General features: G+C 65.3%; 19 protein-coding genes and 1 pseudogene. 13 read left to right on the top strand and 7 right to left on the bottom strand.

The genetic code is table 11. The features are described from left to right. Positions 1-322: 322 nt before the first annotated feature. Together tgtA and ACJYUO_RS01315 are read left to right on the top strand one after the other, a co-directional pair. Positions 323-1,798: a tRNA guanosine(15) transglycosylase TgtA gene (gene tgtA / locus ACJYUO_RS01320; protein ID WP_494343614.1), complete on the top strand. Its 1,476-nt coding sequence runs from the start codon at positions 323-325 to the stop codon at positions 1,796-1,798. Positions 1,799-2,081: 283 nt separating this feature from the next. After that, positions 2,082-2,438 (top strand): TRAM domain-containing protein, encoded by a 357-nt coding sequence (locus ACJYUO_RS01315; RefSeq protein WP_494343613.1) that lies wholly within the window; start codon positions 2,082-2,084, stop codon positions 2,436-2,438. 114 nt (positions 2,439-2,552) lie between these two features. On the opposite strand, the gene ACJYUO_RS01310 is transcribed toward ACJYUO_RS01315, so the two are convergent. Continuing rightward, a complete protein-coding gene (locus ACJYUO_RS01310; protein ID WP_494343612.1) occupies positions 2,553-4,559 on the bottom strand; it encodes a hypothetical protein in 2,007 nt (668 codons plus the stop codon). Between the two features lie 202 nt (positions 4,560-4,761). Here ACJYUO_RS01310 and arcS point away from each other — a divergent pair, with 202 nt between their 5' ends. Further along, positions 4,762-6,513, top strand: coding sequence for an archaeosine synthase subunit alpha (gene arcS, locus ACJYUO_RS01305; protein WP_494343611.1), 1,752 nt, complete (start codon positions 4,762-4,764; stop codon positions 6,511-6,513). 307 nt (positions 6,514-6,820) lie between these two features. Here the strand turns inward: arcS and ACJYUO_RS01300 are convergent, their stop codons facing one another. Continuing rightward, positions 6,821-6,949, bottom strand: coding sequence for a hypothetical protein (locus ACJYUO_RS01300; protein WP_494343610.1), 129 nt, complete (start codon positions 6,947-6,949; stop codon positions 6,821-6,823). A 177-nt stretch (positions 6,950-7,126) separates the two neighbouring features. On the opposite strand from ACJYUO_RS01300, the gene ACJYUO_RS01295 reads away from it, so the two are divergent. Together ACJYUO_RS01295 and ACJYUO_RS01290 are read left to right on the top strand one after the other, a co-directional pair. Continuing rightward, positions 7,127-7,726, top strand: a complete 600-nt coding sequence (locus ACJYUO_RS01295) for an HdeD family acid-resistance protein (protein ID WP_494343609.1) — start codon at positions 7,127-7,129, stop codon at positions 7,724-7,726. Positions 7,727-7,888: 162 nt separating this feature from the next. Further along, positions 7,889-8,908, top strand: a complete 1,020-nt coding sequence (locus ACJYUO_RS01290) for an LLM class flavin-dependent oxidoreductase (RefSeq protein ID WP_494343608.1) — start codon at positions 7,889-7,891, stop codon at positions 8,906-8,908. A 13-nt stretch (positions 8,909-8,921) separates the two neighbouring features. Here the strand turns inward: ACJYUO_RS01290 and ACJYUO_RS01285 are convergent, their stop codons facing one another. The 5 genes and pseudogenes from ACJYUO_RS01285 to ACJYUO_RS01265 form a co-directional block, all read right to left on the bottom strand. Further along, on the bottom strand, positions 8,922-10,613 hold the full coding sequence (locus ACJYUO_RS01285) for a bacterio-opsin activator domain-containing protein (RefSeq protein WP_494343607.1): 1,692 nt from the start codon (positions 10,611-10,613) through the stop codon (positions 8,922-8,924). Next, a complete protein-coding gene (locus ACJYUO_RS01280; protein ID WP_494343606.1) occupies positions 10,610-11,074 on the bottom strand; it encodes a response regulator in 465 nt (154 codons plus the stop codon). Before ACJYUO_RS01280 ends, ACJYUO_RS01285 begins: the two co-directional genes overlap by 4 nt. Further along, positions 11,067-14,354 carry a PAS domain-containing protein gene (locus ACJYUO_RS01275; protein ID WP_494343605.1) on the bottom strand — a complete coding sequence of 1,096 codons (3,288 nt, stop codon included), beginning with the start codon at positions 14,352-14,354 and terminating at the stop codon, positions 11,067-11,069. Before ACJYUO_RS01275 ends, ACJYUO_RS01280 begins: the two co-directional genes overlap by 8 nt. Before the next feature lie 153 nt (positions 14,355-14,507). Then, a complete protein-coding gene (locus tag ACJYUO_RS01270; protein ID WP_494343604.1) occupies positions 14,508-15,380 on the bottom strand; it encodes a VOC family protein in 873 nt (290 codons plus the stop codon). A gap of 87 nt (positions 15,381-15,467) precedes the next feature. Further along, positions 15,468-15,575: pseudogene (locus ACJYUO_RS01265) on the bottom strand (AAA family ATPase); the annotation flags it as partial. 1,224 nt (positions 15,576-16,799) lie between these two features. Here ACJYUO_RS01265 and ACJYUO_RS01260 point away from each other — a divergent pair. From ACJYUO_RS01260 to ACJYUO_RS01225, 8 genes are all read left to right on the top strand, one after another. After that, positions 16,800-17,684, top strand: a complete 885-nt coding sequence (locus ACJYUO_RS01260; RefSeq protein ID WP_494344418.1) for a GNAT family N-acetyltransferase — start codon at positions 16,800-16,802, stop codon at positions 17,682-17,684. Positions 17,685-17,941: 257 nt separating this feature from the next. After that, positions 17,942-18,328 (top strand): DUF7971 family protein, encoded by a 387-nt coding sequence (locus tag ACJYUO_RS01255; RefSeq protein ID WP_494343603.1) that lies wholly within the window; start codon positions 17,942-17,944, stop codon positions 18,326-18,328. A 173-nt stretch (positions 18,329-18,501) separates the two neighbouring features. Continuing rightward, the gene (locus ACJYUO_RS01250) at positions 18,502-19,002 is read left to right on the top strand and encodes a hypothetical protein (protein ID WP_494343602.1); all 501 of its coding nucleotides are present in this window, start codon (positions 18,502-18,504) and stop codon (positions 19,000-19,002) included. Positions 19,003-19,045: 43 nt separating this feature from the next. Beyond that, positions 19,046-19,396, top strand: a complete 351-nt coding sequence (locus ACJYUO_RS01245) for a hypothetical protein (protein ID WP_494343601.1) — start codon at positions 19,046-19,048, stop codon at positions 19,394-19,396. Between the two features lie 82 nt (positions 19,397-19,478). Then, entirely contained in the window at positions 19,479-19,757 is a 279-nt protein-coding gene (locus ACJYUO_RS01240; protein WP_494343600.1) for a ubiquitin-like small modifier protein 1, read from the top strand. A gap of 73 nt (positions 19,758-19,830) precedes the next feature. Next, positions 19,831-20,040, top strand: coding sequence for a hypothetical protein (locus ACJYUO_RS01235; RefSeq protein ID WP_494343599.1), 210 nt, complete (start codon positions 19,831-19,833; stop codon positions 20,038-20,040). 91 nt (positions 20,041-20,131) lie between these two features. After that, positions 20,132-20,920, top strand: coding sequence for an AzlC family ABC transporter permease (locus tag ACJYUO_RS01230; protein ID WP_494343598.1), 789 nt, complete (start codon positions 20,132-20,134; stop codon positions 20,918-20,920). Beyond that, entirely contained in the window at positions 20,910-21,230 is a 321-nt protein-coding gene (locus tag ACJYUO_RS01225; RefSeq protein WP_494343597.1) for an AzlD family protein, read from the top strand. The genes ACJYUO_RS01230 and ACJYUO_RS01225 overlap by 11 nt, the downstream gene beginning before the upstream one ends. Positions 21,231-21,270: the final 40 nt, after the last annotated feature.

Genomic DNA, 21,270 nt, shown 5'->3' with positions numbered 1-21,270 from the left:
CTAAAACGAAGCGACTGTTACGGAATTATCTTGGAGAAAACGAGTGTTGAAACCGTGCAACGGTCCCTAATTTTGGGTTCACCTGTCGAGACAGATGACGATCACAGCCGTCGTGAAGAACGTATTTCCGTGCCACGAAATGGCGCTCATCACGACGGACGAATGCCGTGCTTGTGGCTGCCGGGGCCGACTCGGCGAAGGGGACAGAACGGGGCGTTTATCGCTGCTATCGGCTACTGCCAGCTGCGCGATCACTCTATCGTAGCCCCACGGCCGGTCGAAATCCGTCATGACTTACGTCGGACGGCCCAAGACGGGGCCAATGCGCGAGTGCTTCGAAGTCCGGGACACCGACGCCGGCGGCCGCATCGGGGAACTCACCGTTCCCCGTGCCGACGCCACCGTCGAAACCCCGGCACTGCTGCCGGTGATCAACCCGAATTTGGATACGATCAGTCCTCGCCGACTCGCCGACGAGTTCGGCGCGGAGATCCTCATTACGAACTCCTATATTATCCACGGGGACGATACCCTCCGCGAACGCGCGCTCGAGGAAGGCCTCCACGATCTACTCGATTTCCCGGGCGCGATCATGACCGACTCCGGTTCGTTCCAGCTCTCGGAGTACGGCGAAATCGACGTCACGACCGAGGAGATCCTCGAATTCCAACACGAGATCGGCTCCGATATCGCCACGCCCGTCGACATTCCGACGCCACCGGACGTCTCCCACGAGCGCGCCGAAGCCGACCTCGAGACCACACAGAACCGCCTCAAGATCGCCGAAGCCGCCGACACGGGCGAAATGCTCATCAGCGCACCTGTCCAGGGCTCGACCTACCCATCTCTCCGCGAGCGGGCCGGCAACCACGCCGAAGGGACCGACCTCGACGTCTTCCCGGTCGGCGCGGTCGTCCCGCTGATGAACGACTACCGCTACGACGACATGATCGACGTCGTCGCCGCCGCCAAGCGCGGGTTGGGTGCCGACGCGCCCGTCCACCTCTTCGGTGCCGGCCACCCCATGATGTTCGCGCTCGCCGTCGCGATGGGCTGTGACCTGTTCGATTCCGCGGCCTACGCGCTGTACGCCCGTGACGACCGCTATCTCACGGTTCGGGGCACCCGGGCTCTCGACGACCTCGACTACCTCCCTTGCTCCTGTGCCGTCTGTACCGAGCACTCGCCGGCCGAGTTGCGCGCGCTTCCCGACGCCGAGCGCGAGACCGAACTCGCCGCTCACAACCTCCACGTCACCTTCGCCGAGATCCGCCGGATCAAGCAGGCGATCCGCGCCGGGAACCTCATGGAACTCGTCGAACAGCGCGCCCGCGCCCACCCGACGATGCTCGACGGCTACCGCACGCTGCTCGACCACGCCGACCAACTCGAGCGCTCGGACCCCGTCTCGAAAAGCGCGTTCTTCTATACCTCCCACGAGAGCGCGCGCCGGCCCGAAGTCGTCCGCCACCACCAGCGCCTCGAGCGGCTAGCCGTCCCCGACTCCCTGTTGCTCACCGAAGGCGACGCACCCCGCGGCGACGAGTTCGACGACTCCTGGCGGGTCGAACCGCCCTTTGGCCCCTTCCCGCGGGCGCTCTCGCGGAGCTACCCGCTCACCGCCGAGGTGCCGGACCGGACCGATCGGGCCGCCCTCGAGGCCGCGGCCGACGGCGTGGCCCGCCTCGTCGAGACGAACCCGGAGACCGCGTTCACCCTCGCCCACCGGGACTGGCCCGCGAGCGTCCTCGAGCGCGTTCCAGACGGCGTCGCGCTCGTAGAGCTCGCGTCGGACTGACGGACCTGTCAGTGTCCCCGAAAACCCTGTTTCTGTGATGCGAACCGCGACGGATCCGATCGATCCGTTGGATAATGGAATGACCATGTCCGACATCCGACCGGAGCAAACGATCGCCGGTGAGGACGTATCCACCCCGAGGCCGACCGCATCGACCTCGAGTCGCCAGTCGACTCCGTGTACCCAGCGACGAGCGCTCGTCGAAGTAGGCGATCGACGACGGTCGGTCGGCGGAGTCCGCCGAGACCGGAACATCGAAGACCGAGGCGACTCCGGTTCCGGTATGCTCGGCCCGGCAGTACTCGGCAGTGGCGTCGTCGTCGCGCTCGTGATCGGCTCGTGGCTATTCAAACGGTTCCGCGGCCGATCCGCGGACGAACGCCAATCGTGGGAGCGCCACACGGATGCACAGGAGCGCGACCCGCCAGTCGACATCGGAGATATCGAGGAGAGCGCGATCCGCGAGTTCAGCGACCATCACTCCGGCGAGCGGCGAGCGGTCTGTAAGATCGAAGGCTTCGTCGTCTTCGTCGAAGACGTGCCCGCCGACTGCGAACCGACGGACGTGATCCGCATCAAGATCCTCTCGTTCAATCGCGGCCACACGTCGGCGACGGCGACGCACCTCGAGACCGTATAATCAACTGTCTGTGGTTTCTCGGCAGTAGTTCAGTGCGAAGCGGCGCTACCGTTGCGTTCACTCGCTGTCAAAAAAGATGAAATCCGGTTTACGCCGCGAATGGCTGAACCGGGACTACGTTCGCTGTCGGAGGACGAGCGCCGTCAGCAGTCCGGCGATCGCGGCGAGTCCGACACCGGCACCGAAGCCGGGAATGCTTTCGGAATCGTCCCCTTCGGTCGTTTCGCCGTCCTGGGCGGAGAGACCGAGATAGTTGCGCATTTCGGCGTTGTCCGGTTCGGGGAACTCCTCGTCCCATTCACCGGCCTGGTGGACGGTCGTCTCCGACCCGACCACGCCGAAGTGTTCGATGTCCGCTTTGGTCGCCGACGCGGTGTCGACATCGCCCATGTCGTCGACATGGACGTACACGGACGTGTTTCCGTCGGCCGTTCCGGTCGCGATTCCGCCGATGCCGATAGTACTACTGAGGCTATCCGCGACTGCGCTCATGTTATCGAACTTCGCGCCACCTTCGACGCGAACCGTATTGTCAGTAAGACTGGCATCGACGCGGGCGACCTCGAGTTCGGACTCGGAAAGCGCCGAGATGAACTGGTCGGTGTCGGAGTTCGGTTGGGTAGCCATCGGGCCGGACCGGGCGGACTGTGCCATCGATTCGACCGCTTGACTGGCCAGGTCCTGTGCCTCGACGTTGAACTCGCCGTCGACAGCGAGTTCGTCACCGTTAGTGTCGGCGGTCAGACTGAACGTGACATCGTTCGGAGCCTCGACGCCCCGCGACTCGAGTTCGTCGATGTAGGCGACCCAGTTTTCGGTATCGCTCGTGAGTTCCGCATCGAGTTGGAGTTCGTCGGACGAGGTCTGCTCGACCGAGGCGTCCCACTCGAGGTTCCAGGTGAGATCCGCCGCCTGCTGTGCTTCGAGGGCCGTTCTGGCGTCCTCGATATCGGACTGGTTCAGCGCCTCGTTCATCTCGGCCGATTCGGCCAGATCGAGCATGGCAACGGAGAGTTCGTCGTAGTTTGCGAGCGCGAAGTCCCACTCGACATCGATGGAGCCGTCGCGTTCGTTGATCGTGAACTCGGCGGTCTCGATCTCGAGGTCGGTGACGGCGCTTGCGACCTCTTCGGCTTCCGACCGGCTCAGATCCATCGACGGGTCGTTTGCCAGCGTGTCCGTCAGCTGCTCTTCGACACCGTCATCGATCCCGGTGTACTCGACCGTGAAGTCGATCTCGAGGCGATCCTGTCCGGCCGATCGCTCCTCGTAGTTGTAGCTCGTAATTTCGATGTTGCTCGTTCCGCCAAGCCCCGTCGCGAGGTCGCCGTACTGGCGCTGAAGGGTCTGTTTAGCCTGCTCTCGAGTCTCCCAGTCGCCGGACCCGAAGTCAGTGATGCTACGCTCGCGAGCGACGTCCACGACGTAGCCGTCGCTCGTGTCCTCTAGGGAGACGTCCATGTACATCCCGGTATCGCTGGACGCCATCGGGTCGTCGACGGTAGCGGTACCGGCCGTTTCGAGTCGGTCCGCCGTGGCGGTCACGTGGCCGCTCGTACTGACCGCGCCGGTAGACGTGGCGTCGCTATCGAACGTGCCGGTGGCACTCGCATCGAACTCGTTTGTCTCGTCGGAGACCTCGCCGGAAACGTCGACGGAGAGGTCTTGGATGTCGTCCGGCTGTTGCATGACGAGGGAGCCGTCACCGGAGAATCCCTGTTGGTTGAGGATCGCCGTGAAGTTCGCTTCCTCGATATCCTCGACGCCGTCGTCGTTCTCGACGTCGTCGACGACTAACATGTGAACCAGTCCTTCACTGGCGTTCATCCCCAGATTGAACTCGTTGACATCCGCGTCTTCGTCGTCGTACCGGAGGACGGCGCTCCCGTCGTCACGGAGGTACACTTCGTCGGCCGGGTCGAGGTCCGAGTCCGCTTGCGAAATCGTGTCGTACGATTCGACGTCGGCAGAGTCGGTCGCTTCGGCGGTCGTCGTCATACCGCCGTAGACGACCGGCAGCCCCATCGACGCGATGCCGACGGCTGCGACCAGCAGGAGGGCAAGGAACGCTCTGCGGGCGTCGGTCGATTGTCGTCTCGAGTCTGTTGAATCCGATGGCATAGTTCTACCTTCGACTACTCACGCATAAAGGTTAATTTTCCATTATTTCACGGGATAGGTTCAGTCATCTCGTATGGAAATACAGGAACGACTAGGGGCGAGAAAGAGCGGGAAACAGTTTGACTGGCAGTGGATCGCGCGCTGTGACCGATCGCCCGCTCGCTATCGACAACCTCTTTCGCTCGCCCCGGCCATATCGGGTATGACCGACTACTTCGAAGTACACGAGCGCGACGGGGCCGCGCGCGTGGGCGAACTCCGCCTCTCCTCGCCGATTTCGACGCCCGCACTCGTCGACGACGTCCTCGAGGACGCGGGTTCGCTCTGGAGCGCCGACCGCGACCTCCCTGACGGCGACGACTCACAGCTCACCGTCCTCCCGCACCGGGCGTTCCCCGGCGGCACCGCCGACGAAGTCCGAGAGTCCTTTGGCGTCGACTACCCCGAGGTCGACTATCCCAGCGTCGCGGTCGTCTCGAGCGAGAGTCCCACAGACCACGGCACGGACGCGTACGCGATCTCGAACGTTCAGTCGGTGACCGGCCACGGCGCGGCGCTGGTCGAGGCCGTCGTCGACGCCCGAGAGACGATTCCGGCCGACACCGCGTTGCTGTTCTCCGGCGTCGCCACGCCGCGGAACGTCGCCCTGCTGGCCTACGCCGGCGTCGACCTGTTCGACGAGACCGCGGCCGTCGTGAAAGGGACCGAAGGCCGGTATCTGACGACCGACGAGGCCTACTTCCTCGAGGACCTCGAGGAACTGCCTTGCTCGTGTCCGGCCTGTCAGAAACCCCGAGAGGAGTTCACTCGCGAGGACTGCGCCGACCACAACCGACACGCCCTCGCGTCCGAACTGGCGATCGTCCGCCGGCGGATCCGAGACGGCCGGCTGCGGGACTACGTCGAAGGGCAGGCCCGCCACGACCAGTGGCTCACCGCCGCCATGCGCGAACTCGACTCCCAGTGGGGCTACCTCGAGGAGCGGACGCCGATTCTGCGGGACGCCCAGATTAGCGCCGCGACCAGCGACACCCTCCGACGGGTAGAGATCCAGCGCTTCGCCGACCGGGTGACGACGCGCTACCGGAACCGGTTCAAAAACCCGCTCGTGCTAGTTCCCTGTTCGGCCGCCAAGCCCTACAGCGAGTCCCAGAGCCACCGCCAGTTCCACGACGCCATCCAGTGGCGCGCCCACCTCGTGTCGATGACCAGTCCCATCGGCGTCGTCCCGCAGGAACTCGAGACGACCTATCCGGCCCAACACTACGACACCGTCGTCACGGGCCGGTGGTCCGAAGACGAGAAACAGTTCGTGAGCGAGGTCCTCCAGCGCTACCTCGAGCGCAACGAGTACCCCGAGATCATCGCCCACGTTCCCGACGAGGGCTACCGCGACATCGTCGAGCGCGTCGAGGAGCGACTCGACCTCGAGATCACCTACACAGTCGCCGAACATCCGACCGACGACGAGTCGCTCGCGAACCTCTCGAGTGCTCTCTCGGGCGAACTCAAGTACTCCAAGCGCGAGCGCGAGCACAACACCGTCCGCGCCATCGCGGACTATCTGCTGGGCGACGGGGCCGGCGACGACCTCTTCGCGGACATCCAGACGACCAGTCGCTATCCCAAGATTCAGGTCCGCGACGACGAGTCGACCCAGCTCGCGACGATGGTTCCCCAGTACGGCACCCTCTCCTTTACGCTCGAGGGCGCGCGCCGCTGGCTCGAGAGCGACGCACCGACGAAGCGCGTCGAGATCGACGGCTTCGTCCCCCACGGCAGCGTGCTCGCACCGGGAGTCGTCGACGCCGACGAAGACATCCGCGTCGGCGACGAGGTGGTCGTCGAGGGGCCGAAGGCCTTCGCCGTCGGCCGCGCCGAGATGTTCGGCGGCGAGATGGCCGACAGCACGCGCGGCGTCGCCTGCGAGGTCCGCCACGTCGAAGAGAAGTAGCCCGCACCGAGGCGACCGCGCGGCTATGGGTCCGGGTCCGTATCGGACCAGCCATCGGACTCGCAACAATCGGAGACGGCTTCCCCACAAGACGGACACCGGCAGCCGTTCACGAAGCCGTTGACCGCCCGCCCACACATCGGACACTCCCAGAGTCTCGAGGTCGAAGCTCCCGTCACTGTCTCGCAGTGATTATATCAACTCTGATAACACTTTCCCCACGTTTCAATGAGAGAGAGCGGCGGGTCGGCCAATTCCGTTTGTACGCGGCACTGTGTCTCGAGACGCGAGCGAGACGGGACACGGCTCACCCACCCGAACACTCCTTGAGTAAATGCTCGTGGTAGACCGCTGCGGGGATCGTCTCGCCACAGAGACCGCACTCGCGGTACTCGTTGTTTCGCTCGTCCGTCACGCCCTGACCTGACACGGCCATCGAAATAACGGCCGCGTTTCGGCGTCGGTCCGTCGTCTCTCCGTTCTCAGCTCACCCTCGAGACCGCTCGAGCCGTCGGTTACTCCCGGTTTCGGACCGGTCCGTTCCCGGGACAAACTGTCAAATCGTATATTTGTATTAAATACTGAGACGGCGTATGTAATATTGGTGACTCTGATGACCAGTAACACAACATCCACCGGACACGACGAGGGCTACTCCCTCGAGAACGAATGGCGAACGCTCGCGATTGCGGGTGTCGCCATCGGTATGATCGGGCTCCTCGCGATGGCCATCCCGATGGTCACTGGGCTCTCGATGACGATCGCCCTCGGTGTGCTCCTCGTTGCGGGCGGAGTCGTCCACGGCGTTCACGCGTTCACCGGCCACAGCTGGCGCGGCGGAATCTGGCAGGCCGCGCTCGCGGTCGTCTCGGTGATCGCTGGGATCGCCGTCCTCGCGGCACCCGCGGTCGCGCTCATCACCCTGACGCTGGCGCTCGTGGCGTACTTAGCCGTCGATGGCATCGCGGAACTCGCGGCGGCGGCACGAATGACCGGCGCTCCCGGCCGGACTTCGATCGCCGTCAGCGGCGTCGCCTCGATCGTCCTCGCCGCGCTCCTCTGGGTTGGGTTCCCTGCCACCGCGGCATGGGCGATCGGCCTGCTGGTCGGCATCAACCTCCTCGTAACCGGGATCTCGATGGTGGCCGTCGCGATGGCTGCCCGCCCGCTCGAGGACGTCACGCCACCCGCGACCGAACCTCGCGGGGCGTGATCGATTTTCGAACTGTTTCTTGATACCCCATTCATACAATACGTCTAAGTACTTCCGTCGTACCGTCGTCTTGTTCTCGGCCGAGAGAACCGAACGGTACGAACGAAGCGAGCCTGCTGAGTGGAACGAACGGTTATTAGGTGCACACGACCGAACGCGGATGTGAACCTCTCGATCGTCGATCTCGCGCCGGTTCGCGACGGGGAGAGTGCGACCGATGCGTACGCTAATACGGTCGATCTCGCCCAGAAAGCCGAAGATATCGGCTACTCGCGGTTCTGGGTGGCCGAGCACCACGGGATGGCCGACTCCATCGCGAGTACGACCCCGGAGACGCTCATCGCATATCTCGCGGCCGAAACTGACGAGATTCGGATCGGCTCCGGAACGGTGCTGCTCAACCACTACCAACCGTTCAAGGTCGCCGAAACGTTCGGCTCTCTCGACGCGCTGGCCCCGGGCCGCGTCGACCTCGGTCTCGGCCGAGCGACCGGGATTCCGGCCGCCGACCGCGCGCTGGGGACCGAACGACAGAAACGGAACCCCGACGAGGACCACGCCGAGAAGATCGAAGCGACGGTCACTCACCTCTCCGACGGATTCGACGACGATCATCCCTACGCCGAGTTGACGCTCCCGCGGTCGGCCGACGACACCCCGGAAACGTGGGTTCTCGGCTCGAGTCCCTCGAGCGCCGAAATCGCCGGCGAACTCGGCCTTCGATACTGTTTCGCCGGCTTCATCCGACCGAACCTCGCCGAACAGGCGTTCGAGACCTATCGAGCGGCCTTCGAGCCCTCGCCGCTCGAGGCGGGGCCGGACGAGCCGACGGGAATGCTCGCGCTGAACGTGGCCTGTGCCGAAACCGACGCGGACGCGGCCAGACTCCGGGCGAGCGCCGAGGCATCCTATCAGCGGATGCGACGCGGCGTCGTCGGGTCGCTGCCGCCGGTCGAGGAAGCCATCGACGAACTCGGCGGCGTCCCGGAGCCGACGCCGAACCCGCTTCCGGACGGCGATCGGCCGCGTGCGATCTCCGGTAGCCCGGAAACGGTGGCCGACCTACTCGCACAGCTGACCGATCGGGTCGGCGTCGAGGATGTCATGGTGCAGAATCTGATCGCCGACCACGACGACGTGGTGCGCTCTCACGAACTCCTCGCCGACGCCGTCGAGATCTAACGAATTACGGTCGCTACTCGCCGAAGACGGACGTGAAGAACTTGCGTTCTGCCGTCCGCAGGTGCTGGTTGAACGTCGCCGGCGCGATCCCGAGGCGGTCGGCAATCTCCTCGCCTGTGCTCCCGCGAGGCCAGTCGAAGTACCCCGCGAAGAAGGCCGTCTCGAGGGCGGCCCGCTGTTTGTCGGTCAGTTCCTCTTGGAGGACCGACGAGGAGCCGGAATCGCTGCGCTCGCTGCGTTCGGTGGTTCGCTGGGCGAGGTAGGTCACGTCGTCGCGCTGGGTTCTGATGAGTTCGATCATCTGGCGGGTGTCCCGCCCGCGCGGGAGTTCGACGACGAAGCGGAACTCCCCGTCGCTGATCGTCGCCGACGCGACGCGGCCGCCGTGGGTCGCGATCGTCTCGAACAGCGAGACGGCGGCGGGGGCGACGAGTTCGAACTCGAGTTCGTCGCGCCTGACCGAGAGGAACCGAACGTCGCCGATCCCGTCGGTTTCGTCGATGGTGTCGCTGAACTCCTCCTGTGAGACGCCGCGTGCCGTGCCGTAGGCCAGCAGCGCCTCGTCGCCGCCGACCAACTGTTCGAACTCGATCGTACACGACTCGGCCGCCGAGAGGGCGACCAGTTCTTCGGCCATGTCCTCGACGCGGAACTCGAGTTCGACGACGGCGTCGCTGACCAGTGCGTCTTTGCGTTCGATCGCAGTGATGGCGTGGGCGATGACGTCGCCGATCCGGGCGAGGACGGCGGTCTCCGGCCCTTCGAACGCTCGCGGTGACGACGAGTAGACGTTCAACACGCCGTAGACGAGGTCCTCGTGGACGATCGGAACCGCCGCGGAGGACCGGTATTCGCGGGCGCGTGCCTGCTCTCGCCACGGCTCGAACTCGGGAGCGGTCTGGGCGTTGTTCATAACCTGTACTTGCCCGGTCCGGATCGCCGTTCCAGCGGGCCCTTGCCCGCTCTCGTCGGCTTCGTCGACGGAAACGTCGATCTCCTCGAGGTAGCCCTGCTCGACGCCGGCCGCAGCCTTCGCGACGACGCGGTCGCTGCCCGGATTGACCCCGCCGATCCACGCGAACCGGTAGGCGTCGGAGTCGGCGAGCCGATCGCAGACCTGCTGTTCGAGCTCCGCCCGCGTCTCGGTCGTGATCACCGCGTGGGTGATGTCGTGGCCGATTCGATTGAGCCGGTTGAGCGCCTCGAGTTGTTCGCGTTGCTGGCGGCGCTCGCGCTCCTGTCTGGCGCGCTCGATCGCGTGGTGGATCGTCCGCACCAGCAGTTCGCTGGTCACCTCGTCTTTGACGAGGAAGTCCTGTGCGCCGCGTTGGATCGCCTCGACGCCGACCTGCTGGTCACGGACGCCGGTCAGGACGACGATCGGCGTCTCACCGGTCTCCTCGTGGACCGTCTCGAGAGTGGAAAGCCCCTCGCTGTCGGGGAGGTTCAGATCGAGCAAGACGATATCCGTGGGATCGGAGTGGACCGTCTCGAGACCGTCTTCGAGGCGGTTCTCGCGGGAGATTTCGGGCGTCTGGCCGGTGGCCTCGCCGGGGCTCACCCGCTGGGCCAGTTCCTCGGTGTCCCGGAGCATCTCTTGGATGAGTCGGGCGTCGCCGGGGTTGTCCTCGATGAGGAGGATGCGGAGCGTATCGGCCGTCTCCGTGTCCTGCTCGCTCTCGGCCTGGGTGTCGGTCTCGCTCATTGGCCATCGACCTCAGGGGGCAGCCGCACGACCGAGAACCAGAACTTCTCGAAGGCACGGACGGTCTCGATGAACTCGTCGGGATCGACCGGCTTCGTGAGGTAGGCGTTGGCGTGTAGTTCGTAGGACTTGACGACGTCTTCCTCCGCCCGCGAACTCGTCAGGACGATCACCGGGATCGATCGCAACGCCGGATCGTCTTTGAGTTCCTCGAGCACGTCCTCGCCGTCCTTCCCGGGGAGGTTGAGATCCAACAGGATCAGATCCGGCCGCGGCGAATCGACGTACGCGCCGCGCTGGGAGAGGAAATCCAGCGCCTCGGTGCCGTCGGAGACGACGTGCAGGGCGTTCTCGATCCGGCCCTGTTTGAACGCCTCCTTGGTCAGGCGCACGTCGCCGGGATTGTCCTCGACCAACAGGATCTGTGCCGGCTCGGGCTGAAAGCCGTCTGTCTCACTCATCGGTCCGTCCGTCGGTGTCCGCATCGGTCTCGAGTGGCGTCGCTGATTCCGCGTCCGTGTCGGGAACGGCTGGGAGTGCGACCGCGAACGTCGTCCCCTCCCCGGGGTCCGACTCGACGGTAATCTCGCCGTCGTGGCGCTCGACGATCCGCTGGCAGAGCGCGAGGCCGATTCCGGTGCCGGCGTACTTCTCGTGGCTGTGGAGTCGGTCGAACACCCGGAAGATACGATCCGTGTCCTCCGGATCGATCCCGATCCCCCGATCGCGAACTGAAACCATCCATCTTGCCTCCTCTTTCTCCGCGAATACGGATATACGTGGGGTTCCGTCGCCCGAATAGGTAATCGCGTTATCGAGCAGGTTCTGGAACAACTGGCGGAGTTGCCCGGGGTCACCGTCGACCCGCGGCAGTGAACCGACGTCGATCTCGGCGTCGGTTTCGTCGATCCGCACCTCGAGGTCGGCGAGGACCTCCGCAATGACGGCGTCGACATCGACGGGGCGGAACGAATCGCCTTGCGTGTCGACCCGAGAGTACTGGAGGAGACCGTCGATCATCTCCTGCATTCGGGTGGCCCCGTCGACGGCGTACTCGATGAACTCCTCGCCGTCCGCGTCGAGTTCGTCGGCGTACCGCCGCTCGACCAGCGTCAGGTAACTCGAGACCATCCGCAACGGTTCTTGGAGGTCGTGGGAGGCGGCGTAGGCGAACTGCTCGAGCCGTCGGTTCGACTCCTCGAGGTCGTCGACCACCCCCTCGAGCGTGCGCTCGTACTCCCGCTGGGCGGTCACGTCCCGCCCGATGCCGGTGACGACCGGCTCGCCGTCCGGGTTCTCGAGTGCCGAGGCGACGAACTCGTAGGGGATTTCCGTGCCGTCTTTGGTCTGGATCGTCGCTTCGACGCGCGTGTGGCCGGTTTCGAAGGCCTCCCCGATCGCGGCCGCGATATCGGTCGCGTCTTCGTCGCCGAAGAACTCGAGGGAGTGCATCGACGCGATTTCTTCGTCGGTGTAGCCCGTCACCTCGGTGACCGTCTCGTTCCACCGCGTGAGATCGCCCGTCTCGTCGAGGACGTAGAACACGTCGTCGATCGCGTCGAGCACGTCGTCGGTGTACTGCTTGAAGCGCTCGAGGCGAGACTCGCGCTCGCGCAGCTGGCGCTGTTTCGCCTTGGCCTCGGTGACGTCTTGGACCATGAGCATCCCGGCGACCACCTCGTCTCCCTCGTCCTCGATCGGCACCGCGTGGGCCGTCCACTCGCGGCCGTGGAGACTGAACTCGAACGACCGGTGTTCGCCCTCGAGGGCCGCCCGAAAGTTCGTTTCGAACGTCTCGCGCGTTTCGCCCTCGTAGCGTTCGTGGACCGTCTGTCCGACGAACTCCGAGACGGAGAGGTCGATCTCCGCGAGGATTTCGCCGCCGGCCAGCGTGTACTCCAAGTTCTCGTCGAACAGCGCGACGATCCCGTTCGGGAAGTGCTCGACGAGGGTCCGGTACCGGCGCTCGCTCTCCGCCAAGTCGCGCTGGTAGGCCTGGCGCTCGAGTTCGTTGCTGATCCACTGGGTCGCAAGCTCGACGAACGACCGCTCCGCCGGCGAGAACGGCCTCGAGCGGGACGACTCGTCTTCGAAGCAGAGCGTCCCGTAGAGGTCGCCGTCGACGAGGATTCGGCCGCCGAGATAGGAATCGAGGTCCCACTCGTCGTAGGCGTCCTCGTCGATCCCGTGCTCGAGCGGCGAGTCGGTAAACGCGAGCAGGCCGTCCGATTCGATGGTCCGCTTGCAGTAGGCGCTCGATAGCGACGAGACCGCCCCCGGTTGGAGTCCGTCGGTCCCACCGCCGGCGTGAGTCACCTCGAAGCGGTCGTTTGCCTCGTCGATCCGCGCCAGAAAGCCGCCCTCGAGCCCGAGTCGCTCGCGGCCGAGCGCGAGCAGCTCGTCGATCGTCTCGTCGAACGTTCGCTCGCCGTCGGCGGTGATGGCATAGAGCCGCTGTAAGGTGCGGTTCGTCTCCGCCAGCTCCCGCTCGGTCGCTTTCCGCCCGGAGACATCGCGGAAGTAGACCGACAATCCCGTCTCTGTCGGATAGGCGTGGACCTCGAACCACGTCTCGAGGGGTGGGAAATACGACTCGAACTGAGTCGGTTCCTGGGTCTCCATCGCCCGACGGTACTCCGTTTCGAACGTCGAGTCGACCGCGTCCGGAAACGCCTCCCAGAGGGTCTCGCCGAGCAGCCCCTCGTCGTCGGGGTCGATTAGTTCCCTCGCCCGGTCGTTGACGTATGTCATCGTCCAGTCCGTATCGAGCCCGAAGAACGCGTCCGTGATTCGGTCGAACGCCGCCTCGGATTCCGTCTCGAGCCGTTTGCGGGCGGTAACGTCCTCGACAGCGAAGACGGCACTCGTCACCTCGCCGTCCTCGGTCCGCCGCGGCGAGCCGTTGACCGAGAGCCAGACGCGCCCGCCGTCCGGCCGCCGGACGTTCACTTCGATGTCGAACACGTCCTCCCCGTGCTCGAGGACTCGTTCGAACGGCAGCTCGGCCGGCGGAATCCGTTTCCCCGATTCGTCTCGAGGGTTCCAGCACGGATCGTCGTACGAGAGCGCGGAGATCTCGGCCCGCGTCCGGCCGAGTATCTCCGCGGCGCGCGCGTTGGCGAACTCGATGTTGCCGTCGGCATCGACGACGATGATCCCCGTCGGACTCGACTCGAGGATACCGTCCGCGACCGCGTCGGTTCGGGGACTCTCCCGGTGGTCCCGCTCGTTTTCGATCGCGGACTCGAGGAGGGCCGCGATATCCGCGAGGAAGTTGGCCTCGTGGTCGCCGAACTCCCGTGCCGTCGCGTGCCCCACTAGCACGCCCCACGGATCCGTCGCGTCGCCGATCGTGACACCGAGTCGCCGGACACACTCGGCGTCGGCGAGCGGTGCGGGTTCGCCCTCCGCATCGTTGCATCCAGCGGCCGCAACGACCGATTCCGGTTCCTCGAGCGGTGGGCCGGCCCACGATTCGGGCTCGGTCGACACTGCCGTCGACCCGACGGCTCCTTGCTCCCAGCCGACCCCAGCGCGCAGCACCGCCGCGTCGCCGTCCGGCCGCAGTTCGAGGACCGAACAGGCGTCGATCTCGAGCGTCTCGGTGACGACCGCAGCCGTGTCGGCAAGCGTCCCGTCGAGATCGGGGGACTCGAGGGCTCGCCGGCCGAGGTCCGCGACGGCCTCCCGGTGACGGAGCCGCGAGCGGAGCGAATCTGCTGACGAATCAGCGGCAGCCATATTACCCCGAAAAAGACCGGCGAGCGGTGTAAACCTAGCGCTCAAATCACACGTGAGAGAGACGCTCGAGCGGAAATTACAGTCACATCGACGTGAATAACTGCTCGCCTGACTCGAACGAGTTGGCGTCGTCGATTCCCGGTTCCGGCGCGGCTACTGTTCCCCTGCGGACCGAACCCGAATCGCGATCCCGTCCGGATCGTCTACCTCGATGCCGTCCTCGGTCTCGGTGATCGCCGCACCGCCGTCGGCGAGTCGCTCCCGAACCGTCTCGAGCGCGGCGGCGTCCGGCACGAGGATCTCGACCCACGCCAGCCCCAGTCCACCGGCCGCGTCCGACCGCCGATTCCAGGTGTTCGCCCCAACGTGGTGGTGGTAGCCCCCCGCAGAGAAAAATCGCGCGCCGGGCGCGAACGACATCGACACGTCGAACCCCAGCAGGTCGACGTAGAACGTCTCCGCATCCTCGAGCGAGGACACCTCGAGATGGATGTGACCGAGGGTCGTCCCGTCGGGTGCCGATCGGGAGTCCGTCGCGTCCGCGTCGTCCGCCGCCGCTGCGACCGCGTCGAGATCCAGCGGCCCGCCGGCCGCTCGGATCGTCCCGTCGTCGGTCCGCGGCCACGCGTCCCGCGGCCGATCGCGGTAGATCTCGACGCCGTTGCCCTCCGGATCGGTGCAGTAAAGCGCCTCGCTGACCCCGTGGTCGGAAGCGCCGTCGAGGGTCCAGCGGTCTCGAATTCGCTCGAGTGCGGCCCCGAGGCCTGCACGCGATGGGACGCGGAACGCGTTGTGGTAGAGTCCCGCGCGCTGCTCGTCTCGTGGCTCGGACCCGGCGGTCGAGACTGCGCGTAACTCGAGCAGCGGCGCGTCGTCGACGCCGAGCGTCGCCCCGGTTTCGTCGCGGTTTAGTACGCGGAGGCCGACGATATCGCGATAGAACTCGATCGTCGCAGCGAGATCGGCGACACGAAGCGCGGTCCGGCCGAGGCAGGTGTCGGCCGGAAGCGCCGAAGATCGGCTCATACACCACTATCGGACACCGGCGAAGTGGCTCTTACGGCCAATGGAAGACCGGACCGGCTGTCGTCGCTACTCGCCGTCGGCCCCGCCGGACAGCACTAACTCGAGGGGCTCCGAGAGGCGGGAGACCCCGTCGTGGCGGTGGACAACCTCGCTGGGCACGAAATCCTCGCGCAGGACGCGGTCGTCGGCAATCACACCGGACCGATTCGTTCTCGACGGTAATAAACGACGCCGGGCCAGTTCCGATACGTCCGAAACTCGCCCTATTCGATATCGCAGTATGTGATTTATCGGTCGGGTTCGAAGACATTTCAGCGGTAGTGGCAGCCATCTCGAGCGGGCGGAACGGCGATTAGTGAGTGACACGCTATCGGAACGCTCGGAAAGCATCGAGACGGGGCCGACGAGTGTGGACGGCCGATTCGGATCGCCACCTGCAACGGTCCGAGGCGAAGGCAATTCCCCCTCGGACGAATCGGCGATTTCGCGACGGGAGCTACGCGATCAGTTCGTGACCGAGTCGACTGTCCTCGGGTTACGCTCGCGCGGAGTGATGGAGAGGCAGACCGAATGCCGACATCGTTTTCGGCAGGTGGATTCCGGTCTCGACAACTACCGACCCTCGATCGGTCGCTGTCGGAGCCGCGGCGACAGGCTTCGAGCGAGTCCGATTCGTGCTGGTGGTGGCCACGAGAGTACCGCTCACTCCACTGGCCGAAGCACGTTTTCGATCGGTTCCGGACGCGAGACTCGGATCGACTCGAGTGGAGGCGAGAATTCGACAGCTCACCCCGGGGTTACGCGTGAGAAACCGGGGTTTACTAACTCGAGTCGCGATCGGAACATCGTCAGCCGGACGACGATCGCTACAGGAGAGCGACCGAATGCCGCTGTCGAAATTACGCCCTCGAGGTTCGGTCGCGATTCGTTCGAATTCCCCGCGTCTCTCATCTCGACAGACCGATCGCGATTGTGAGATGGTGTCACAAATTCCCCGTCGACACCGCCCGAGTATCGACTCGGGTTACACCCACGTCGACGAGTGGCAATCGTATGGGAGAGACGCATCGAGAAGCGGGGTGTCCACGACCCGACTGATCGGGACGGACTGATATTGCTCGAAGCCACTGTTTCGACGCCCGCTTCGAGGTTCTGACTCGAGAATCAGAACGAACTCGACATCCTTCACCCAAAATAAATCGTATTTTGCTATACAAAATCCCATTCCCGTGCCGATAGCCTTTCGATTGGCTGGGCCGCGGGCGCTAATCCGCGATTGGACGGACACGGCGGGTCTCAGCGCGCTTCGAAACGATTCGGGATTGGGGGCAATCGACCGCTTCGCCGCGGCCGGTCAGCTCCGGCGATCGATACGGATCGCATACTAATGCCGGCAGTCGGTGGGGTCTCGGTATGAGCATGTATCCGCCGAGATCGCTCGAGGACGACGTGCAGCGTCGCGTCTACGAGTACGTCGAGCGTAACGGTGCGGTCACGCCGGCCGAGTTGGCGCGATCGATCGAGATCGACGACGGCCGCGCCCACTCGAAACCCGCCCGCTCGGGAACCTACACCGAAACAGTCGCGCCGGAGCCGGACGAACTCCGATCCAGTCTCGAGGCGCTGCAGGCCGAGGGCTACCTGACCGAAGTCGACGGGAAGTTCAGGGTCGCCCTCGAGGCGACGACGACCGATCTCGAGTGCGAGGACGGGGTGGTCACCATCCGGCCGGCACACGAGGAGGACCGGGAGGGCGTCGTGGGGACGATGCGGACGGTCGCTGCGGACGGCACGTACGTCGTCGCCGAGAACGTCGCGACGGAACTCGAGCGCGAATCGGTCCTCGTCCGAGCGAACGAGGAACGCTCGCGAGTCTGTTTCGTCGCGGAGTTCGAGGAGGAGCGGACGGATGAGGCTACCGAAGAAGGCGATGCGGGTGAGGCCGCCGAAAGCGACGCGGAAGCCGATGTGGCTGGAACCGGCGGGCAAGCGGACGGAGAAATCGTCGGCTGGCTCCATCTCGACGCGCCCGAACTGCCGTCGCTCCGTCACACCGCCGAGGTGACCGTCGGCGTCGATCCCGCGTTCCGGCGGCAGGGCGTCGGCTCGGCGCTACTCGAGTACGGCCTCGAGTGGGCCGCCGGTGCGGGATACCAGAAGATCTACCAGAACGTGCCGGGGACCAACGAGGCCGCGATCGAGTTTCTCGAGGACAACGGCTGGCAGCGCGAGGGCGAACACGAGGGCCAGTACTGTCTCGAGGGCGAGTTCGTCGACGAGATCATGCTCGCCACGTGGCCCTGAGTCCGGCTCTCGCGGTCCGAAGCGGTTCGAATCGCACCGGCAGAGAAGATCCGCACCCTCCCCAGCCGATTGCGGTCCTCGCTCCCACCGGTCGCTGCGGTCCTCACACTCGCACGGCGTCGGATCGCGACTAGCCGGTCGCTCGTTTCCCCCCGGCGCGCGCCACGGCGGTTCGTCGTTCGGAGAGACGGAGAGCAGGTCGGCAGCCCGGTTCCCGAACGGGAATTTTCTTGCCAGTCCATCGCATACCGGGTCGTATGGAGGATATTTCCCTCGGCGTTCCGGAACCGATACTCGACCGACTGCCGGCCGACGACGAGAGCGTGGCGGCGGACATGCAAAAGGCGGTCGCGGGCTGGGAATCGCAGTTCAATCGGATCCTCGAGGAGGCAGACGACGAGCGCGAGGCAGCGGGACAGGTGCTCGAGGCGATCGACCGGTTCGAGGAGCGCTACGAGACCTACGACGCGTTCGTCCCCGAACTGCGGGCGTGGGGGCAGTCCCCGATCTACGCGATCGCGTGGCGAACGCTGTACGCCGACGTGATCGCCCAACTCCACGAACACGACGAGTTAGGCGAGCACCTCGATCGGGAGCGGAACGCGCGGCTAGTCGAGGACGGGATTCGATTGCAGGATCTGTAGCGATCATCGCCTGCCCGTTCGCGATTCTGACATCAGTGTCAGAAAAGCCTCAATCCTAAATAACCCTATATTCCAGAACTGACGACTCTAATCGCCATCGTTCGCATCTATAGTAGAAATTTGAAATGTATGGTGCAGAAATAGTTTTGTACTCGCACTCGAGAGAAAGCAGTGTGGCAACGACGATCGACGGGGCCGGGTCCGACGAGGCAGGCGCGGTCGACCTGACGACGCGCGTGCGTCGTCGCGTCCTCCCGGCGCTTCACCGCATCAAGGAACCGCTCGGTGGCTACGCGATCTGTCGTCAACATCCGGCGGAGTACGTCGGGACCGTCAAGCGCGGACTCGAGGCGGTGCGATCGACGCTCGAGACGTTGGCGTTCGAGTCGGAACCCATCGCGTCGCTGAAGGTCCACGACGACGGGCGGCTCTCGGCGGGCAGTTGGGTCCGGCGGGAGTCGCCACTGGCGACGTGGCAACTCCACGTCACGCTGTTTCAGACCGGTGAGGGGGCCATCGAGGTGTTCGCCCACCGCGAGTACTCGTGGCTTCGCCATCCGTACAAACATTATACGCAGGAAGGGTGGGACATCGCCGGCGGCGTCGAGCGGATGCGATCGTTGCTGTCGGCACACGGCGTCCCGTTCTGGATCGAGGAGCGAGTGCGTTCGTGATCCGATCCCAAGCGTTCAACTGCCGGGGCTGAATAGGGTGTGCATGGAGTTCGCTGTATCCCGTGCAGGGACGACGCTCGTCACCCTTCAGGGTGGGTCCGACACGACCGCCTGCGACGAAGCGACGACGGAACTCGCAGCAACCTTCGAGTCCCTCGCGGCCGAGGGAGCGATCGCGGACTGGGAAATCGCCGACGCGGATGTGTACGAACATCCGAACGGCCCGTTCGATCCGTACACCATCTCGGTCGAGTTTTCGGCGACGGTGATCGTCGAGGCCGCCGACGCCGACGAGGCGACCGGAATCGGTGCGACCGAGATCGACGAGGCGCTCGCGGACGCGGGCGTCGAGTCCGTCTCGTATGCATCGCCGCCGACGGCGTCGGCAGACTGAGGACCCCCCGCACTCGAGATGTAGGCTGCGAAACCGACAGCCTATCGCCCGGACTTATGTCGTCCGAACCCGATTGTGACGTATGGACATCGACCTCCGGTTTTTCGCCACCTTCCGGGAGGCCGTCGGGGAGAAAGAGCGGACGCGAACAGTCGACGACGGCGCGACCGTTGGCGACGTACTCACCGCACTCGAGGCCGAGTACGACGGGCTCGAGGGGCAGTTAGTCGAGGACGGAACGATCCGCCCCCAGTTGAGCGTCTTGAAAAACGGCCGCAACGTGGTCCACATGGACGGCGTCGACACGTCGCTGGCAGAGGGCGACGTGGTGTCGGTGTTCCCGCCGGTCGCGGGCGGGTAACGGGTCCGGATCGCGGTCTGACGGAGCCGGTGCGACCAGTATATTTTTTACAGACAGGATCGATGGCTGATCTATGCTCGACGATCTCCTTTTTCTCCCGTTCGAAGCCGCGATCGAATGGCTCGTCGGTCGGAACGAAGACCGAACGGTGATCCAGCAGCTGTGTCTGTTCTGCAGCATCGTCTTCGCGCTACTCGCGGTCGCGCTGGCAGTTGCCAGCGGACCCCTGTACGGACTCGCCGCGGGCGTCATCGCAGTCGCGCTACTGTACTACGGCGCATGATCGGGGCCGGGATGCGATCGAATCGATCCGGACCCCCTCGTCTGCGGGCGGTTTCGAGAACGATTTATGCGTCGTTCGACTCGAGACGAACGTGACGGGATTCGACGGTAGCGACGCCGACGACGACCCCGGCGACTCCGCCGGCCGGCCGACGGACGGGCCGGTCGAAGATACCCCCTCTTCCGACGATCGCGAATCGGTCACGTTCAGTCGCGAGGGGATCCGTACCGGCTTTCTCACCTGTCTCCCGGTCGCGATCGGCGTCGGCGGCTACGGCATCGCCTTCGGCATGCTCGCCCGCCAAGCCGGGCTGAGCGTCGCCGAGGCGGCGCTGATGAGCGCGACCGTCCTCGCCGGGGCCGCCCAGATCGTCGCCGTCGAACTCTGGGCGGAGCCGATCCCGGTGGCGACGGTCGTCCTCACGACGTTCGCGATCAACCTGCGGTACTCGCTGATGGGAGCCGCGCTGGGCCCATGGCTCGAGCGGCTCTCGCCGAGTCGAGGCTACGGCAGTCTGCTCCTGATGGCCGACGAAAATTGGGCGCTGACGATGCGCGAACTCAAATCCGGCAGCGGACGGGGCGCGTTCCTGCTGGGGACCGGCATCGCGATGTGGGGTTTCTGGGTCGCGTCGACGATCGTGGGCGCGACTGCCGGCAGCGTGATCGGCGATCCGGCCCGTTACGGCATCGACTTCGTCCTCGCGGCGGTGTTCGTCGCGCTCGCGGCCGAACTCTGGGAGGGACGGTCGACGCTGGTGCCGTGGCTCGTCGCGCTCGGGACCGCGATCGCAGCTGCGGAACTCGTGCCAGGCCGGTGGTACATCCTGCTCGGCGGGCTCGCGGCCGCCGTCGTCGAGGTGATTCGCCATGATCGGTGAGGGTGCCCTCGCGCTCGACCCGCTCGTGGTCGGCGTCATCGTCGCCATGGCGCTCGTGACCGCGCTCACGAAAGTCGGCGGGCTCTGGGTCTTGCGCCGGATCGAGGTGAGCGAGCGACTCGAGGCCGGGCTCTCGGTGCTGCCGGGGGCGATCGTGATCGCGATACTGGGACCGGAACTGGCCGCCGGCGGGCCGGCCGAATGGAGTGCGGCCGGCGTCGTCTTGCTGGTCATGTGGCGAACCGAGAGCATTCTGCTGTCGCTCTGTGGCGGCGTCGGGGCCGTGGTGTTGTTCCGGGCAGTCGTCTGACGGGACATCGCCTATTACCGCCGAACGCGAATTTATCAGT

Source organism: Natrinema sp. CRL1 (genome assembly GCF_059162405.1).
The sequence above is the reverse complement of the archived record's forward strand: the minus strand, read 5'-3'. Positions and strand labels throughout refer to the sequence as shown.

What these genes read in the sequence shown, in the direction of transcription:
- tgtA (WP_494343614.1), top strand. Translation starts at nt 323, where the DNA reads ATGCGCGAGTGCTTCGAAGTCCGGGACACCGACGCCGGCGGCCGCATC.
- ACJYUO_RS01315 (WP_494343613.1), top strand. Translation starts at nt 2,082, where the DNA reads ATGCTCGGCCCGGCAGTACTCGGCAGTGGCGTCGTCGTCGCGCTCGTG.
- ACJYUO_RS01310 (WP_494343612.1), bottom strand. Translation starts at nt 4,559, where the DNA reads ATGCCATCGGATTCAACAGACTCGAGACGACAATCGACCGACGCCCGC.
- arcS (WP_494343611.1), top strand. Translation starts at nt 4,762, where the DNA reads ATGACCGACTACTTCGAAGTACACGAGCGCGACGGGGCCGCGCGCGTG.
- ACJYUO_RS01300 (WP_494343610.1), bottom strand. Translation starts at nt 6,949, where the DNA reads ATGGCCGTGTCAGGTCAGGGCGTGACGGACGAGCGAAACAACGAGTAC.
- ACJYUO_RS01295 (WP_494343609.1), top strand. Translation starts at nt 7,127, where the DNA reads ATGACCAGTAACACAACATCCACCGGACACGACGAGGGCTACTCCCTC.
- ACJYUO_RS01285 (WP_494343607.1), bottom strand. Translation starts at nt 10,613, where the DNA reads ATGAGCGAGACCGACACCCAGGCCGAGAGCGAGCAGGACACGGAGACG.
- ACJYUO_RS01280 (WP_494343606.1), bottom strand. Translation starts at nt 11,074, where the DNA reads ATGAGTGAGACAGACGGCTTTCAGCCCGAGCCGGCACAGATCCTGTTG.
- ACJYUO_RS01275 (WP_494343605.1), bottom strand. Translation starts at nt 14,354, where the DNA reads ATGGCTGCCGCTGATTCGTCAGCAGATTCGCTCCGCTCGCGGCTCCGT.
- ACJYUO_RS01270 (WP_494343604.1), bottom strand. Translation starts at nt 15,380, where the DNA reads ATGAGCCGATCTTCGGCGCTTCCGGCCGACACCTGCCTCGGCCGGACC.
- ACJYUO_RS01260 (WP_494344418.1), top strand. Translation starts at nt 16,800, where the DNA reads ATGTATCCGCCGAGATCGCTCGAGGACGACGTGCAGCGTCGCGTCTAC.
- ACJYUO_RS01255 (WP_494343603.1), top strand. Translation starts at nt 17,942, where the DNA reads ATGGAGGATATTTCCCTCGGCGTTCCGGAACCGATACTCGACCGACTG.
- ACJYUO_RS01245 (WP_494343601.1), top strand. Translation starts at nt 19,046, where the DNA reads ATGGAGTTCGCTGTATCCCGTGCAGGGACGACGCTCGTCACCCTTCAG.
- ACJYUO_RS01240 (WP_494343600.1), top strand. Translation starts at nt 19,479, where the DNA reads ATGGACATCGACCTCCGGTTTTTCGCCACCTTCCGGGAGGCCGTCGGG.
- ACJYUO_RS01235 (WP_494343599.1), top strand. Translation starts at nt 19,831, where the DNA reads ATGCTCGACGATCTCCTTTTTCTCCCGTTCGAAGCCGCGATCGAATGG.
- ACJYUO_RS01225 (WP_494343597.1), top strand. Translation starts at nt 20,910, where the DNA reads ATGATCGGTGAGGGTGCCCTCGCGCTCGACCCGCTCGTGGTCGGCGTC.